The sequence below is a fragment of the Kitasatospora sp. YST-16 genome (genome assembly GCF_026802215.1).
Lineage (GTDB): Bacteria > Actinomycetota > Actinomycetes > Streptomycetales > Streptomycetaceae > Kitasatospora > Kitasatospora cineracea.
This window is the reverse complement of the sequence record NZ_CP113837.1, coordinates 1,518,463-1,534,215: the sequence shown is the minus strand read 5'-3', so window position 1 is coordinate 1,534,215 and position 15,753 is coordinate 1,518,463. Positions and strand designations below refer to the sequence as shown.

At 73.3% G+C, this 15,753-nt stretch carries 15 protein-coding genes; 7 read left to right on the top strand and 8 right to left on the bottom strand.

Features of this window, described 5'->3' with window-relative positions:
- The first annotated feature begins 15 nt into the window (after nt 1-15).
- The 3 genes from OU787_RS06985 (at nt 16) to OU787_RS06975 (ending at nt 4,672) form a co-directional block, all read left to right on the top strand.
- The gene (locus tag OU787_RS06985; protein ID WP_268658862.1) at nt 16-2,172 is read left to right on the top strand and encodes an MMPL family transporter; all 2,157 of its coding nucleotides are present in this window, start codon (nt 16-18) and stop codon (nt 2,170-2,172) included.
- Nucleotides 2,173-2,478: 306 nt separating this feature from the next.
- Nucleotides 2,479-2,682, top strand: a complete 204-nt coding sequence (locus OU787_RS06980) for a cold-shock protein (RefSeq protein ID WP_030460121.1) — start codon at nt 2,479-2,481, stop codon at nt 2,680-2,682.
- Between the two features lie 193 nt (nt 2,683-2,875).
- Nucleotides 2,876-4,672, top strand: coding sequence for a DEAD/DEAH box helicase (locus OU787_RS06975; RefSeq protein WP_268658861.1), 1,797 nt, complete (start codon nt 2,876-2,878; stop codon nt 4,670-4,672).
- A 160-nt stretch (nt 4,673-4,832) separates the two neighbouring features.
- On the opposite strand, the gene OU787_RS06970 is transcribed toward OU787_RS06975, so the two are convergent.
- Nucleotides 4,833-5,285, bottom strand: coding sequence for a MarR family winged helix-turn-helix transcriptional regulator (locus OU787_RS06970; RefSeq protein WP_030460123.1), 453 nt, complete (start codon nt 5,283-5,285; stop codon nt 4,833-4,835).
- Nucleotides 5,286-5,394: 109 nt separating this feature from the next.
- On the opposite strand from OU787_RS06970, the gene OU787_RS06965 reads away from it, so the two are divergent.
- The 4 genes from OU787_RS06965 (at nt 5,395) to OU787_RS06950 (ending at nt 8,717) form a co-directional block, all read left to right on the top strand.
- Nucleotides 5,395-5,907 carry a hypothetical protein gene (locus tag OU787_RS06965; RefSeq protein WP_268658860.1) on the top strand — a complete coding sequence of 171 codons (513 nt, stop codon included), beginning with the start codon at nt 5,395-5,397 and terminating at the stop codon, nt 5,905-5,907.
- A gap of 148 nt (nt 5,908-6,055) precedes the next feature.
- On the top strand, nt 6,056-6,889 hold the full coding sequence (locus tag OU787_RS06960; RefSeq protein ID WP_268658859.1) for a CPBP family intramembrane glutamic endopeptidase: 834 nt from the start codon (nt 6,056-6,058) through the stop codon (nt 6,887-6,889).
- Complete coding sequence (locus OU787_RS06955) at nt 6,886-8,061, top strand: sensor histidine kinase (RefSeq protein ID WP_268658858.1); 1,176 nt, start codon at nt 6,886-6,888, stop codon at nt 8,059-8,061. Before OU787_RS06960 ends, OU787_RS06955 begins: the two co-directional genes overlap by 4 nt.
- On the top strand, nt 8,058-8,717 hold the full coding sequence (locus OU787_RS06950) for a response regulator (protein ID WP_030460127.1): 660 nt from the start codon (nt 8,058-8,060) through the stop codon (nt 8,715-8,717). Before OU787_RS06955 ends, OU787_RS06950 begins: the two co-directional genes overlap by 4 nt.
- A gap of 12 nt (nt 8,718-8,729) precedes the next feature.
- Here OU787_RS06950 and OU787_RS06945 read toward each other — a convergent pair whose 3' ends face one another.
- From OU787_RS06945 to cysC, 7 genes are all read right to left on the bottom strand, one after another.
- Complete coding sequence (locus OU787_RS06945) at nt 8,730-9,458, bottom strand: sirohydrochlorin chelatase (protein WP_268661823.1); 729 nt, start codon at nt 9,456-9,458, stop codon at nt 8,730-8,732.
- A gap of 241 nt (nt 9,459-9,699) precedes the next feature.
- Nucleotides 9,700-10,605: an ABC transporter permease gene (locus OU787_RS06940; protein WP_268658857.1), complete on the bottom strand. Its 906-nt coding sequence runs from the start codon at nt 10,603-10,605 to the stop codon at nt 9,700-9,702.
- On the bottom strand, nt 10,592-11,395 hold the full coding sequence (locus tag OU787_RS06935) for an ABC transporter ATP-binding protein (protein WP_030460130.1): 804 nt from the start codon (nt 11,393-11,395) through the stop codon (nt 10,592-10,594). The genes OU787_RS06940 and OU787_RS06935 overlap by 14 nt, the downstream gene beginning before the upstream one ends.
- A 128-nt stretch (nt 11,396-11,523) precedes the next feature.
- Nucleotides 11,524-12,693, bottom strand: a complete 1,170-nt coding sequence (locus OU787_RS06930; protein WP_268658856.1) for an aliphatic sulfonate ABC transporter substrate-binding protein — start codon at nt 12,691-12,693, stop codon at nt 11,524-11,526.
- 226 nt (nt 12,694-12,919) lie between these two features.
- Nucleotides 12,920-14,239 (bottom strand): sulfate adenylyltransferase subunit 1, encoded by a 1,320-nt coding sequence (locus OU787_RS06925; protein WP_030460132.1) that lies wholly within the window; start codon nt 14,237-14,239, stop codon nt 12,920-12,922.
- 3 nt (nt 14,240-14,242) lie between these two features.
- Complete coding sequence (cysD, locus tag OU787_RS06920; protein ID WP_030460133.1) at nt 14,243-15,181, bottom strand: sulfate adenylyltransferase subunit CysD; 939 nt, start codon at nt 15,179-15,181, stop codon at nt 14,243-14,245.
- A complete protein-coding gene (cysC, locus tag OU787_RS06915) occupies nt 15,178-15,744 on the bottom strand; it encodes an adenylyl-sulfate kinase (protein WP_030460134.1) in 567 nt (188 codons plus the stop codon). The genes cysD and cysC overlap by 4 nt, the downstream gene beginning before the upstream one ends.
- Between the last annotated feature and the right edge of the window lie 9 nt (nt 15,745-15,753).

Below are 15,753 nucleotides of genomic sequence, written 5' to 3'. Positions count from 1 at the left end.
GGAGGCATTTCGAGCATGTTCCACCGACTTGGACACTTCGTCGTCAAGCGGGCCTGGTGGGTGATCATCGCCTGGGTGATCGCCTCCATCGGCTTGGCGGCCTTCGCACCCAAGATGAGTGCTTCGACCGACGAGTCGGAGTTCCTGCCGAAGCACTACGAGTCGATCCGGGCCTCGGTGCTCCAGGAGGAGAAGTTCCCGGCCGAGTTCTCCCCGGCCGCGATCCTGCTCTTCGAGCGCACCGACGGCGGCGCCCTCACCGACACCGACAAGGCCGACATGGCCAAGGTCGTCAAGGGGCTCACCGACGAGCACATCCCGCTGGTCGAGCAGGTCATCCCGCCGTCCCCGCAGAGCACCTCCAAGGACGGGCACTACGCGATGTCGATGGTCTCCATCGACAAGACGAAGATGCAGACCGACGAGTACAGCGACGCCGCCAAGAAGCTCCGCGACGACGGGAAGAAGCTCGCCGAGGGCACCGCGCTGAAGTATCAGGTCGGCGGCCAGGCCGCGATGGCCCTGGACCAGAAGGAGTCCTCCAGCGCCACCGACGCGATCACCATGGTCGCCACCGTGGTGCTGATCGTGGTCATCGTCGGCGTGATCTTCCGCGGCATCCTGGTCGGCTGGCTGCCGGTGCTGCTCTCGCTGTTCCCGATGATCGCGGCCAGCGGCCTGATCGCCTTCGTCACCAAGCTGTTCGACCTGAAGAGCTCGCCGATCGCCTCCGCGATCCAGATCGTGGTGATCCTCGGCGTCGGCACCGACTACTTCCTGTTCCTGATGTTCCGCTACCGCGAGCGGCTGCGGGCCGGTGACGATCGCAAGTCGGCCGTGGCCAACGGCGTCGGCCGGGTCGGCGAGGCGATCGCCTCGGCGGCCGGCGCGGTCACCGTCGCCTTCGCCGTGCTGCTGCTGTCCGAGCTGGGCATGTTCACCGCGCTCGGCCCGGCGCTGGCCATCTCGGTGATCGTCACCGCGCTGGCCTCGCTCACCCTGACCCCGGCGCTGCTCGCCGTGATCCCGGCCAAGGCCACCTTCTGGCCCGGCCGCAAGTGGATGGAGGAGCCCAAGGGCGCCCGCTTCCACAAGCTCGGCAACGCCGTCGGCCGCCGCCCCGGCCTGATCGCGGTGGTCTCCGGCGGCCTGCTGGTGATCCTCTCGCTGGCCGGCCTCGGCTACCAGGGCACCTTCGACATGGCCAAGAGCATGATGCCGAAGGACAAGGAGTCCATGGTCGTCATGGACTCGCTCAGCAAGGGCTTCTCGGCGGGCGCCGCCGACCCGACCCACGTCTTCCTGACCACCGGCGGCGGCAAGCTCGACCCCGGCGCGCTGGACGGCTTCGGCGCCAAGCTGGGTCAGGTGCCCGGCGTGGCGGGGGTCGCCCCCGAGCAGAAGATCAGCCAGGACGGCAGCACCGCCGACTTCACGGTGACCCTCAAGGACGCCGCGGCCAGCAACGCGGCGATCGACGCGGTCACCGACCTGCGCTCGACCGCCCACTCGGCCGCCCCCGGCGGCACCGAGGCCGTGGTCGGCGGCACCTCGTCGGTGTACAAGGACATCAACCTGGCGATGACCCACGACTACAAGCTGGTCTTCCCGGTGGCGGGTCTGCTGATCCTGCTGATCCTGGGCCTCCAGCTGCGCAGCGTGGTCGCGCCCTGGTACCTGATGGCCTCGGTCGGCCTCGGCTTCGCGGCCACCCTGGGCGCCACCACGGTGGCCTTCCTCAAGATCGGCACCGAGCCCGGTCTGATGTTCATGCTGCCGATCTTCATCTACCTGTTCGTGGTGGCGATCGGCACCGACTACAACATCCTGATCATCGCCCGGCTCCGGGAGGAGGCCCGCGAGGGCCGCAGCCCGCGCGAGGCGGCCAAGGAGGCGGTCCGGCACGCCGGCCCGACCGTCGCCGCGGCCGGCTTCATCCTGGCGGCGTCCTTCGCCACCTTCATGCTGGCGGGCAACGTCCTGTTCGCCGAGCTGGGCTTCGCCCTGGCCATCGGCATCGTGCTGGCGGCCTTCGTGATGGCGATGTTCTTCACCCCGGCGATCACCGCCCTGCTCGGCAAGAAGGCCTGGTGGCCCGGTCACGGCGCGATGCCCGACCACGGCCCCGAGGCGATCGGCGAGCGCGAGCCGGAGCCGGCCGGCCGGTTCTGACCCGGTGACGCCGGTTCCGACCCGGTGACGGGGGAGGGGGCACGAGGTCCGAACGGACCTCGTGCCCCCTCCGCGCGGTGGCGAAACACGGTGTGACCAGCGCAACCATTGCCGCCATTGACGAGGGCCGACGTGCTATTGTCGAAGCAGTTGCAGTATTGGTTCCCATGAACGTGTGTGTGCGCCTGCTGGTTCCAACCACAGGCGCATTTGTTTTGTCCGGTGTTTAGTCTCCGGATGGGGATCGCGGCTACGTGGGGCGCACGAGGTGTGCGTCCCAATGCCCCAGTGAAAGTGGAGACGGTTATGGCTACCGGCACCGTGAAGTGGTTCAACAGCGAAAAGGGCTACGGCTTCATCGAGCAGGACGGCGGCGGCGCCGACGTCTTCGCCCACTACTCGAACATCCAGTCCACCGGCTTCCGTGAGCTCGTCGAGGGCCAGAAGGTCGAGTTCGACGTCACCCAGGGCCAGAAGGGCCCGCAGGCGGAGAACATCCGCGCCATCTGAGTCCCGGCTCACGCCGACGCACAGATGTCATAGGCGAGGGCCCGTACCTCCACCAGGTACGGGCCCTCGTCCATGCCGCCCGACGGCCGGGGCGGCCCCTCCTCCCCCTTTCCGACGGCCGATCCGATCTCCCGGCTCCCGCGCCCCTTCTCTCCGCGCGCCGGCCGGCGGCCCCCAGGAAGTGGGAACACGCATGCCCGAGCAGTCCCGTCCGCGCACCGACCAGCCCCGCGGCGACCAGCCCCGCGCCGACCGCCCCCGCAGCGGGCAGTCCGCTCGCACCGAGCGGCCGCGCACCCGCAGCGGACAGCCGCGCACCGGCGGCGGCCAGCCCCGCACCGGCGCCGCCCGCAGCGGCGCGCCGCGCACCGAGCAGCCGCGCCGTCCGCGCGGCCGCGGCGCCGCCCCCGCGGCCGCGCCCGCCGCGGACTTCACGCCCGTGCAGGGCACCCCGTCCCGCCCGCCGGCCGCGAGCTTCGCCGAACTGGAGCTGTCCGCCGGGCTGTTGAAGGAGCTCGGCGCGCAGGGCGTCACCGAGCCGTTCCCGATCCAGGCCGCCACCCTGCCGGACGCGCTGGCCGGACGCGACGTGCTCGGCCGCGGCCGCACCGGCTCCGGCAAGACGCTGGCCTTCGGCCTGCCGCTGCTGGTCCGCACCGCGGGCAAGCGGGCCTCGGCCCGCCGCCCGCTGGCCCTGGTGCTGGTGCCCACCCGCGAGCTGGCCCAGCAGGTCACCGAGGCGCTCGCCCCGTACGCCGGGGTGCTGAACCTGCGGATCACCACCGTGGTCGGCGGCATGTCGATCACCCGGCAGTCCAACCAGGTCCGGCGCGGCACCGAGGTGCTGGTCGCCACCCCCGGCCGGCTGGACGACCTGATCCAGCGCGGCGACGTGTTCCTCGACGAGGTGGCGATCACCGTCCTCGACGAGGCCGACCAGATGGCCGACATGGGCTTCCTGCCGCAGGTCGTCAAGCTGCTGGAACAGGTCGCCGAGGGCGGGCAGCGGATGCTGTTCTCCGCCACCCTGGACCGCAACGTGGACCGGCTGGTCAACCGTTTCCTCACCGACCCGGTCACCCACTCGGTGGACCCGTCGGCCGGGGCGGTCACCACCATGGACCACCACCTGCTCCAGCTGGAGCCCGCCGACAAGGCCGAGACCACCGCCCGGATCGCCGCCCGCGACGGCCGGGTGATCATGTTCGTGCACACCAAGCACGGCGCGGACCGCCTCGCCAAGCAGCTGCGCGCCAACGGCGTGGTCGCCGCCGCGCTGCACGGCGGCAAGTCGCAGCCGCAGCGCAACCGGGTCCTCGACCAGTTCCGCGAGGGCGAGGTCACCGCGCTGATCGCCACCAACGTGGCCGCCCGCGGCATCCACATCGACGGCCTCGACCTGGTCGTCAACGTCGACCCGCCGATCGACCACAAGGACTACCTGCACCGCGGCGGCCGCACCGCCCGGGCCGGCGAGTCCGGCACCGTCGTCACCCTGGTGCTGCCCGAGCAGCGCCGCGAGGTCAACCGGCTGATGAGCATCGCCGGGATCCGCCCGACCGTCACCAAGGTCCGCCCCGGGGACGGCGAGCTGGGGCGCATCACCGGCGCCCGCACCCCGTCCGGCGTGGCCGTGGTCCTGCCGGTCCCGGCCTCGGCCGTCCCCGCCCAGCCGCCGGCCGCGGCCGCGACCGGCGGCACCGAGAACGCCGGCGGCGGACGCGGGCGGGGCCGCGGGCGCGGCGGCGCGAAGCCGGTGGACGGCGAGGGCCGCCGCCGCCCGGCGAAGCGGGCCGACGCCGGCCTGCCCAAGGATCTCGACATGAGCGGCAACCCGCGCCGCCCCCGCCCCAAGCAGCGCCCCGGCGCCGGGAGCCCGCAGATGGCGGCCGGCTTCATCGGCAAGTCCTCCGGGCGGGCGAAGCCGGGCTCCGGCTCGAAGAGCGGCGCCAACTACGGGACGGGGCGCCAGCGGCGCAAGGCCGACTAGGGCTGCCGCTGGGCTGCTGCACCGCCGGCGCGGGGCGGCCGGGTGCCCGGGTCCTTCGGGGCTCCGGAGGCCCGGCGGGTCTGCGCCGGCGGTTTTTTCGGGGCTGCGCCGCCGTTGCGCGGCGCCGGTCCGCCGGCTGTCGGGCGGGCTCTACCGGGGCTCAGGACCCGGGGGCGGAGAGGTGGCGGACGGCGGTGACCAGCGGGGCCAGTTCGGGGCGCTGCCCGGCGCTGTCGAGGGCCTCGGTGAGGGCCAGGTCGTTGGTCGGGCGGGCCTGTTCGAGGAGGGCGAGGCCGGCCGGGGTGACGTTGGTGTAGATGCCGCGGCGGTCGGTGGGGCAGAGGTAGCGGGCCAGCAGGCCGCGGTCCTCCAGCCTGGTGACCAGGCGGGTGGTGGCGCTCTGGCTGAGCACGACCGCGTCGGCGAGCTGGTTCATCCGGAAGTGGCCGCCGTCGCCGTCGTGCTGCGCGGAGAGCACGTCCAGGACGGAGAACTCGCGGACGCTGAGCTCGTGTTCGGCCTGGAGGGCGCGCTCGACGTGGGCCTCGATCCGGCCGTGCAGGGCGGTGAGGGCGCACCAGCCGTGCGCCAGTCCGGGGTCCGGTCGGGTCATGGCCCGTGCTCCCTTCGTCGTGGTCCTGTTGGGGACAAGCTTAGTCGAGGTACGCAAATTCCCGCGCCTGCAAGTATGTGGCGGGGGAGCCGGAGGAAGGACGGCCGCAGTGGAACAGGGAGCACGGCTGGACGCGCAGGAGGCCGCGCTGGACGCGCTGCTGGCGGCGCTCGGCACCGAGGTCCGGACCGAGCCGGACCCGCGCGTCGACGCGCTGGCCGCCCGGGCCCCCGGCTACCCGCAGTACCACCGGATCGGGCACAAGCGGCAGGCCGCGTACCGGCGGCTGGCCGGGGACCGGGCCGCGGTCCGGGCCCACTACGGGGCGGTGCTGGACGCGCTGCTGGCCGACGACGACCCCTCCTCGCCGCGCTGGCTGGCCCAGGTGCTGGCCGTCGCGGGCGGCAGCCGGCGGCTCCAGCAGGAACTGGTCGCGGCCCTGGAGACCGGCGACCCGCTGCGCCGGGTCTGCGCGGTCGGCGCCTGGCGCTGGGCGGACGCCCCGCACCCGGACCTGGCGCAGCGCTTCGAGACCGCCCGCCGGGCGGCGGCCCGGGCCGCCGCCGACCCGTGGGAGCGCGGGCGGCTGGACCCCGACTCCGGGGCCGCGGCGGGCAGTTGACGGGTCGACGGCCCGTCCTGTCCCCCGTGCGAGCTACCCGCAGGTGTCCCCCGGGAGGTGACGATTTCCGTTCGCCGGTTGCCTAACGTTCGATGCAGCCGCGGCGCCCGGGCCGCGGACCGGACCGCAACCGAAGAGGGAAGTCGTCATGAAACTGGTGTGGCAGATCCTGGCCGTGGTGCTGGCCTGCGCGATCGGCGGGCAGAGCGCCACCGCGGTCCAGGACAACCCGTGGCTCTCGCTCCTGGTGGGCGGCCTGGCGGCGGTGCTCGCGGTGGCCGTCTACCGGTGGGTCGTGGGGCGCACCGAGCAGCGCCCGGTCACCGAACTGGCCCCCGGAGGAGCGTCCCGGGCCCTGCTGCGGGGCCTGGTGATCGGGACGGCGATGTTCGGGTGCGTGATGGTGAACATCATCCTCCTCGGCGACTACCGGGTCCAAGGCTTCGGTTCGCTGAGCGGGCCGATCGGGCTGGTCGGCTTCATGGCGGGCGCCGCCGTCACGGAGGAGCTGATGTTCCGCGGCCTGCTCTTCCGGCTGGTGGAGCGCGGCCTCGGGACGTACGCCGCGCTGGCGCTGTCCGGCGTGCTGTTCGGCGCGGCCCACCTGTTCAACAAGGACGCCACCCTGGTGGGCGCCGCCGCCATCGCGATCGAGGCCGGCGGCATGCTCGCCGCCGGGTACGCCGCCACCCGCTCGCTGTGGCTGCCGATCGGCCTGCACTTCGGCTGGAACTTCGCGGAGTCCGGCATCTTCAGCACCGAGGTCTCCGGCAACGGCAGCACGCACGGGCTGCTGGACGCCGCGACGTCGGGCTCCGCGCTGGTCACCGGCGGCGAGTTCGGCCCGGAGGCCAGCGGGTACGCGGTGCTGTTCGGCGCGGTGATGACGGCCGTCTTCCTGCGGCTGGCCCACCGGCGCGGCCGCATCGTCCCCCGGCGGCAGGCCGGGCGCGTCAACGCGCTGGCTACACTCGCCCGGTGATGAGCCTTCAGCGCGTCGGCCGGACGTGGCGCGGACTCCACGTCACCCTGCGCGACCTCCCGCTCGGGGCCCTGCTGGTCGCCGCCTCGTTCGTCCCGGCGCTGCGCGGCAACGGGACGGAGCTCGGCGACCTGCCGACCCGCGCCTTCGACGCGCTCGCCGTCCTGGCCGTCGGGGCCGAGGGCCTCTCCCTCGTGCTGCGCCGGCGTCTACCGGCCGTCAGCCTGGCGCTGGTGGCGGCCGGCTTCGCCCTCGACCAGCTGCGCGGCTACCACTCGTTGGCCGGCACCGCCCTGCCGCTCGCGCTGATCAGCGCGGGCTCCCACCTGGAACGGCACCGGCGCGCCGCCGTGGTCCTCCTCTCCGCGGCGTACCCGCCGCTGGCGGTGGCGCTCACCCGGCTCGGCTCCGGCACCGAGACGCCGACCGGGTTCGCCACCTTCTACCTGGTGCTCGCGGCGGCCTGGGGGGCCGGGGCGTGGCTGCGCTCCACCCGGGCCGCGGAGGACGGGCGCCGCGAGGCCGTCGCCGCCGAGGTCCGGGCCGCCGAACGCGCCCGGATCGCACGGGAGTTGCACGACGTGGTGACCCACCACGTGACCGCGATGGTGATCCAGGCCGAGGCCGCCCGCTACCTGACCGCCGACCCCGGGCGGCTCGAACAGTCGCTGACCGCCGTCAGCGACACCGGCCGGCTCGCCATCGCCGACCTGCGCCACCTGCTGGACCTGCTCAACCCCGACCACGGCACCGGCCCGGCGGCGGGCGCGGAGCCCAGGACACCGGTGGTCGGCCGGGTCCGCACCCTGGTCGAGCAGACCCGCCGGGCCGGACAGCCCGTCGAGTTCACCGAACAGGGCACCCCGCCGGCCCCGGCCGGCAGCGCCGACCTGGTCGTCCACCGGGTGGTGCAGGAATCGCTCACCAACGCCCTCAAGTACGCTCACGGCAGCCGGACTTCGGTACGGATACGGTACGGCGGAGAGGGGATCACCGTGGAGGTCAGCACGGACGGCACCGGCACCCGGGCCGCCGTCGCCACCGGCGGCGGACGGGGCCTGGCGGGCCTGCGCGAGCGCGTCGACGTCCTGGGCGGCGAGTTCAGCGCCGGGCCGGAACCCGACGGCGGCTTCACCGTCCGGGCGCACCTCCCCGCCGGGGCCGCCGCGTGAGCGCGCCGATCCGGGTCCTGGTCTGCGACGACCAGCTGCTGGTCCGCACCGGCCTGGTCACCATCATCGGCGCCCAGCCCGACATGGAGGTCGCGGGCGAGTGCGGGGACGGGCGCACCGGCGTCGAACTCGCCCGCGCGCTACGGCCCGACGTCGTCGTGATGGACATCCGGATGCCGGTCCTCGACGGACTCGAAGCCACCCGCCTGCTGGCCGGCATCGCCGTGCCCGACCCGGTCAAGGTCCTCGTGGTGACCACGTTCAACCTCGACGAGTACGTGTACGAGGCCCTGCGCGTCGGCGCCAGCGGCTTCCTCCTCAAGGACGCGCCCCCGGACCGGCTGCTGCACGGCATCCGCACCGTGGCCGGCGGAGCGGCCCTCCTCGACCCCGACGTGACCCGCCGGCTCGTCGGGCACTACGCCGCCCGGATCCGCCCCGCCGGGGACCCCGCCCGGGACATCCCGCTCACCCCCCGCGAACTCGAGGTCCTCCGGCTCCTCGCGGACGGCCTCTCCAACAGCGAGATCGCCGCGGCCCTCGTCATCAGCCAGGAGACCGTCAAGACCTTCGTCTCCCGCATCCTCACCAAACTCCAGCTCCGCGACCGCGTCCAGGCCGTCGTCTACGCCTACCGGCACGGCCTGGCAGCCTGAGCCGACGCACCGTCAGGCGGTGCGGGCGGCGGTTGCGTCGGTGGTGGCCGCGGCTTCGGCGTGGCGGGTGAGGAGGAGGCGGGCCAGTTCGGGGGCGGCGCCGAGGACCGGGGCGAGGTGGTCGGTGGCGGCGGCCGTCGCGGCGGTGGCGATCCGGTCGGGGAGGAGGCCGGGGGCCAGGAGGTACGGGGCGACGGCGGTGGTGCGGACGGTCGGGACGGCGCGGAGCTCGGCCAGGGCGTCGGGGACGGTCGGGGTGGTCGCGGAGGCGTAGGCCGTGGTGACGGCGGCCCAGCCCCGGGTGCGGCGCCACTCGGCGGCCACCGCGCGGGTGGTGGCGTTGGCGGCCGGGTCGGAGGAGCCGGCGGCGGCCAGCACCACGCCGGTGCGGGCCCGGACGGCCGGGTCGGCGACGTCCAGGCCGGTTTCGGCGAGCCGGCGGTCCAGGGCGGCCAGCAGCAGCGGGGAGGGCCCGAGGACGTCCGCGACGGGGATCGGCGAGCCCGCGGCACGCAGGGCGGCCGGGATGTCGTGCTTGGCGTGGAACGCGCGGTTCAGCAGCAGCGGGACGGCGATCGCGCCGGTCAGGCGCGGGGCGACCTGGGCGATCCGCGGGGCGCAGTGGTCCAGGTAGGCGGTGGTGACGGGCAGGTGCGGGGCCAGGGCGCGGACGGCGTCGGCGAGGGCCTCGACGGTGGCGGCGTGGCGGGGGTCGCGGGAGCCGTGCGCGAGGAGGAGCAGCGGCGGGACGGGCGTACGGCACGCGGGGGCGGTACCCGGTTGCGGGTGGTGGCCTTCCGCTGCGCGCAGTTCCCCGCGCCCCTGGCGGGGCGCGGGAGCGCTGGTGGCGGGGGGAAGGGCCGCTGCTGCGGGCAGGGCCAGGTCGCTGCGCTCCTGGCGGGGCGGGGAGAGGGGATGCGGCCGGGCCCCGCGCCCCTGGTGGGGCGCGGGGGTGCTGCGTTCCGGGCTGGGGGTCATGCGGTCAGCGGGAGTTGACGAGGAGGCCGCGGCTGCGCAGGACGCGGCGCTCCAGCGGGGAGAAGAAGAGCAGGTCGATGGCGACGCCGACGAACAGGATCAGCAGGATGCCGAGCAGGACGCCGGACATGTTGGAGAACTCGCGCTGGTTCTCCAGGTAGCGGCCGAGGCCGAGGCCCAGGTCGGGGGAGGCGGCGATGAGTTCGGCGGCCATCAGGGAGCGCCAGGAGAAGGCCCAGCCCTGCTTGAGCCCGGCCAGGTAGCCGGGCAGCGCGGCGGGCAGCAGGACGTGGCGGGCGCCGCGCAGACCGGTCGCGCCGAGGGTCTGGCCGGCCCGCAGGTAGATCGGCGGGACCTGGTCGATGCCGCTGATCAGGCCGTTGGCGATGGACGGGACGGCGCCGAGCAGGATGACCGCGTACATGGCAGAGTTGGTGATGCCGAGCCAGATGATCGCGGCGGGCACCCAGGCCACCGAGGGCAGCGACTGCAGGCCGGAGAGGACCGGGCCGAGCGCGGCCCGCACCGGCTTGATCCGGGCGACGACCAGGCCGATCGGGGTGCCGATGACGACGGACAGCACGAAGCCGGACAGGCCGCGCCAGACGCTGGTCCAGATGATCGAGAACAGCGTTCCGGCGTACCAGAGTTCGGTGAGCGAGTGCCAGACGTCGGAGGGGCTGGGGAGCTTGTCGGGGGTGGTGAGTTCGAGGCTGTAGGCGAGCTGCCAGACGGCCAGGACCAGCACCGCGCCGAGGACGGGCGGCAGGACCTTCTGGCGCAGCACCGCGGAGAGCGGGGTGCGCTGCGCCTGGACGGTCTCCAGGGCGTCGAGGCCCGCCTCGACGCTCGCGTTGTCGGCGGACTCGTCCTTGGCGAGGGGAACGGCGGCGGTGTCAGTGCTGGACATGGCGGCGGATCTCCCCACGCAGTTCTTCGGTGATCTCGATGGACAGATCCGCGACCCCGGCGGACTCGATGCGGCGCGGCTGCGGCAGGTCGATGCGCCACTCCTTGGCGACCCGGCCGGGGCGGGAGGAGAGCAGCACGACGCGCTGGGCGAGGCGGACGGCCTCGCGGACGTTGTGAGTGACGAACAGGACCGCGAGCTGCTTCTCCGCCCAGATCCGGGTGATCTCGTCGTGCAGGACGTCGCGGGTGATGGCGTCGAGCGCGGCGAACGGCTCGTCCATCAGCAGCACCTGGGAGCCCTGGGCGAGCGAGCGGGCCAGGGCGACGCGCTGGCGCATGCCGCCGGACAGCTCGTGGACGCGCTTCTTGTACGAGCCGCCCAGGCGGACGAGTTCGAGCAGCCGCTCGGCCTCGGGGCGGCGCTGCTCCTTGGGGACGCCGGCCAGGCGCAGCGCGAGTTCGATGTTGCGGCCCGCGGTGAGCCAGGGGAACAGGGCGTGGTCCTGGAACATCAGGGCGGGGCGGCCGCCGGGCACCTCGATGGTGCCGGAGGTCGGCTTGTCCAGGCCGGCCACCAGGTTGAGCAGGGTGGACTTGCCGCAGCCGGAGGCGCCGAGCAGGGTGACGAACTCGCCGGGTGCGACGGTGAGGTTGATGTCCTCCAGCACCGGTGCGGCGGTGCCGGGGCGGCCGAAGGTCTTGTGCACGTGCGAGATTCGGACGGCGGTGTCGCCGTCCGGGCGGCCCGCGCCGGGGGCGTCGGGCGAGGTGGTCAGTGCCGTGGTCACGGGCACCTCCTGCGGGTGTGGTTCCGGGCAGGGAAGGGATCGGTGTCCGGGGTCCGGCCCCGCGCCCGCCCGGTGAGTGGGCATCGGGTGGGCGGGCGCGGGGCGCGGACCTCGGGGCCTGGGAGGACTTACTCGGTGCCCAGACCGGCGTCGGAGACGGCGGGCTGGTTCGCGTCCTTCAGCACCTTGTTGAGCAGGGTCAGGTCGTAGATCCCGTCCAGGTTGGCCCCCGCGCCGGCGGAACTGGATCGGGGCAGCTTGAGCAGCCCGGCGGTGACGGCGTGGTCGGCCTCGGCCTGCAGGGTGTTCGCCAGCGGGTCGTCGATGAAGTCGATGTCCTGCCAGGCCGGGTCGAGGATCGAGGCGTCCAGCGCGTTGCCGGCGTCGGCCTTGATCTGGGCGTTGGCGACGTCCTTGGCCTGGGCCGGGTTGGCCTTGATCCAGGCGTTGGTCTTCACCGAGCCGCGCAGCACGGCCTCCACCACGTCCGGGTGCTCCTTGAGGAACTTCTGCGAGACGATGATGTTGGTGATGACGAACTTCTTGTCCGGCCAGACGTCCTTCTCGTTGAGCAGGACCTTCGCGCCGAGGGTGACCAGCTTGGAGGCGGTCGGCTCGGGCACCCACGCGCCGTCGATGGAGCCGGACTTGTAGGCGTCGGGGGTGACCTTGTTGTCGGTGCGCAGCACCTTCACGTCGCCGTCGCCGGTCTGGGCGTCGACCTTGTAGCCCTTCCCCGCCAGGTAGTTGAGCAGGGCGACGTCCTGGGTGTTGCCGAGCTGCGGGGTGGCGATCTTCTTGCCCTTGAGGTCGTCCAGGGTCTTGATCTTGTCCGGGTTGACCACCAGCTTGACGCCGCCGGAGGCCGAACCGCTGATGATCTTCAGCGACTTGCCGCCGGACTGGGTGAAGCCGTTGATCGACGGGGAGGGGCCGATCCAGCCGATGTCGATCGAGCCCGCGTTCAGCGCCTCGATCTCGGCCGGGCCGGCGTTGAAGACCTGGGCCTTGATCTGGGTGCCGCCCAGCTCCTGCTGGATGATGCCCTGCTTGAGGCCGACCAGCGCGGTGCCGTGGGTGAGGTTGGCGAAGTAGCCGATCTTCACGGTGTCCGCGGACAGTTTGGCGCCGCTCGCGGCCGGGGCGGCGGAGGACTTGTCCTCGCTCTTGGAGCCGTAGCCGCAGGCCGACAGCAGGCCGGCGGTGGTCAGCACGGCGACGGCCGCCACGGCGGCGCGTCTGGTCCGGCCCGCGCGGGGGCGTGCGGAGGTATGGGTGAGCTCGGTGCTCGGTGCCATGAGAGGTGTCCCGTTCGAAGGAAGAGGAATGGTCGTGCCTGACCGGGGCCGGGCCGCCTCCGCCGTGCCTGCTGTGGGGAGGAACGGCGGCGTGCGGGCCCGGTGACAGAGGCTCAGCGCCCCTGTCCGCCCCCACATCGCGTCAGGCCGCCCTGGCCGCTGCCGAGGACGCCGCTGCCGATGCGGCCGCCTTCCTTGTCCATGCCCGAGAACGCCTCGCTGGGCATCAGACCCAGTCCTCCTCTTGGGAAGCGTCGGTGGTGCTGACGGTGTCGAACGCCTCGCCCGCCATGCCGGCGGTGAGCGTGGTGCCGTCGGACGGGTCGATCAGGACGAACGAGCCCGTGCGGCGGTTGTCGGTGTAGTCGTCGAGGGCCAGCGGCTCGGCGGTGCGCAGCACCACGTGGCCGATGTCGTTGACGTTCAGCCCCTCGGCGCCGGGGCGCCGCTCCAGGGTGTCGATGTCGATCCGGTAGTCGATCTCCTTGACGAGGGCGCGCACGGTGCGGGTGGTGTGCTTGAGCAGCACCTTCGCCCCGACGTGCAGCGGGCGCTCGTTGAGGTGGCAGACCGTGGCCCGGACGTCCTTGGTGGGGACGGGGGCGGGGGCGGCCGCGATCAGGTCGCCGCGGGAGATGTCGATGTCGTCCGCGAGGCGGACCGTCACCGACTGCGGGGCCCAGGCGATCTCGGTGCTCTCGCCGAGTGCGTCGATCGCCGCGACGGTGGTGGTGTGGCCGGAGGGCAGCACCGTCACCGGGTCGCCGACCCGCAGCACGCCGGAGGCCAGCTGGCCCGCGTAGCCGCGGTAGTCGTGGAACTCCTCGCTCTGCGGCCGGATCACGTACTGGACCGGGAAGCGGGCCGGCTCGGCGCTCGGGTCGGTGCCGACCGGCACCGTCTCCAGGTGCTCCAGCAGGGTCGGGCCGCCGTACCAGTCCATGTTCGCGGAGGGCTCGACCACGTTGTCGCCGGCCAGCGCCGAGATCGGCACCGCCACGACGTCCTTGACCCCGAGCGAGGCCGCGTACGCGGTGAACTCCTCGGCGATGGCGGCGAACACCGGCTCCGCGTACGCGACCAGGTCCATCTTGTTGACGGCCAGGACCACGTGCGGGACGCGCAGCAGGGCGGCGACCGCGGCGTGCCGGCGGGTCTGCTCGACCACGCCGTTGCGGGCGTCGACCAGGACCACGGCCAGCTCGGCGGTGGACGCGCCGGTCACCATGTTGCGGGTGTACTGCACGTGGCCGGGGGTGTCGGCGAGGATGAACCGGCGCCGGGCGGTGGCGAAGTAGCGGTACGCCACGTCGATGGTGATGCCCTGCTCGCGCTCGGCCCGCAGGCCGTCGGTGAGCAGCGCCAGGTCGGGGGCCTCCTGGCCGCGCCGGCGGGAGGCGTGCTCGACGGCCTCCAGCTGGTCGGCCAGCACCGACTTGGAGTCGTGCAGCAGCCGGCCCACCAGGGTGGACTTGCCGTCGTCGACGGAGCCCGCGGTGGCGAAGCGCAGCAGCGAGGTGGCGGTTGCTTCCTGGGTGGTGCTCATTGCTTAGAAGTACCCCTCGCGCTTGCGGTCTTCCATCGCGGCCTCGGACATCTTGTCGTCGGCGCGCGTCGCCCCTCGTTCGGTGAGGCGGGAGGCGGCGATCTCGGTGATCACGGCCTCGATGGTGTCGGCGTCGGAGTCGACCGCGCCGGTGCAGGACATGTCGCCCACGGTGCGGTAGCGCACCAGGCGGGTCTCGACCTGCTCGGTCTCCTTCGGGCCGCCCCACTCGCCGGCGGTCAGCCACATGCCGTCGCGCTTGAACACCTCGCGGCGGTGGGCGTAGTAGATCTCCGGGAGCTCGATGCCCTCGCGCTCGATGTACTGCCAGACGTCCAGCTCGGTCCAGTTGGACAGCGGGAAGACCCGGACGTGCTCGCCGACCGCGTGCCGGCCGTTGTACAGCGACCACAGCTCGGGGCGCTGGCGGCGCGGGTCCCAGGCGCCGAACTCGTCGCGCAGCGAGAAGACGCGCTCCTTGGCGCGGGCCTTCTCCTCGTCGCGGCGGCCGCCGCCGAACACGGCGTCGAACTTGTTGGACTCGATGCCGTCCAGCAGCGGGACGGTCTGCAGCGGGTTGCGCAGCCCGTCGGCGCGCTCGCGCAGCACGCCGCGGTCGATGAAGTCCTGGACCGAGGCGACGTGCAGCCGCAGGTTGTGCTTGGCGACCGCGCGGTCCCGGTAGGCCAGCACCTCGGGGAAGTTGTGCCCGGTGTCGACGTGCAGCAGGGCGAACGGCACCGGCGCGGGCGCGAACGCCTTCAGCGCCAGGTGCAGCATCACGATGGAGTCCTTGCCGCCGGAGAACAGGATCACCGGCCGCTCGAACTCGCCCGCGACCTCGCGGAAGATGTGCACCGACTCGGCCTCCAGGGCGTCCAGGTGCGACAGCGCGTACGGGCTGTCCTCGGCCTGGACCAGGCGCTGCGTGGTGACGGTCATGCCAGTCCCCTTTCGGTCAGGAAGGCGTGCAGTTCGGCGGCGGACTCGGCCACCGACCGGCCCTGCGTCTGCAGGCGCAGTTCCGGCTTCTCGGGGGCCTCGTACGGGTCGTCGACCCCGGTCAGGCCGGAGATCTCGCCGGCCGCCTGCTTGGCGTACAGGCCCTTGACGTCCCGCTCGGAGCAGAGCTCGACCGGGGTGGCGACGTGGATCTCCAGGAACTCGGTGCCGTTCGCGGCGTGCCGCTCGCGCACCGCGGCGCGGGAGTCGGCGAACGGGGCGATCACCGGGGCGAGCACCTTGACGCCGTTGGCCGCCAGCTTCTCGGCGACGAAGCCGATCCGGGTGACGTTGGTGTGCCGGTCCTCGCGGGTGAAGCCCAGGCCCTTGGAGAGGAACTCGCGGATCTCGTCACCGTCCAGCACCTCGACCCGGTGGCCCTCGGCGCGCAGCCGCTCGGCCAGCGCGAACGCGAGGGTGGTCTTGCCCGCGCTGGGCAGGCCGGTCAGCCACACGGTGGCGCCGCGCTCGCGGCCCGCGGCCAGAGTGTCGGCGGTGGTCACGGTGGTTAC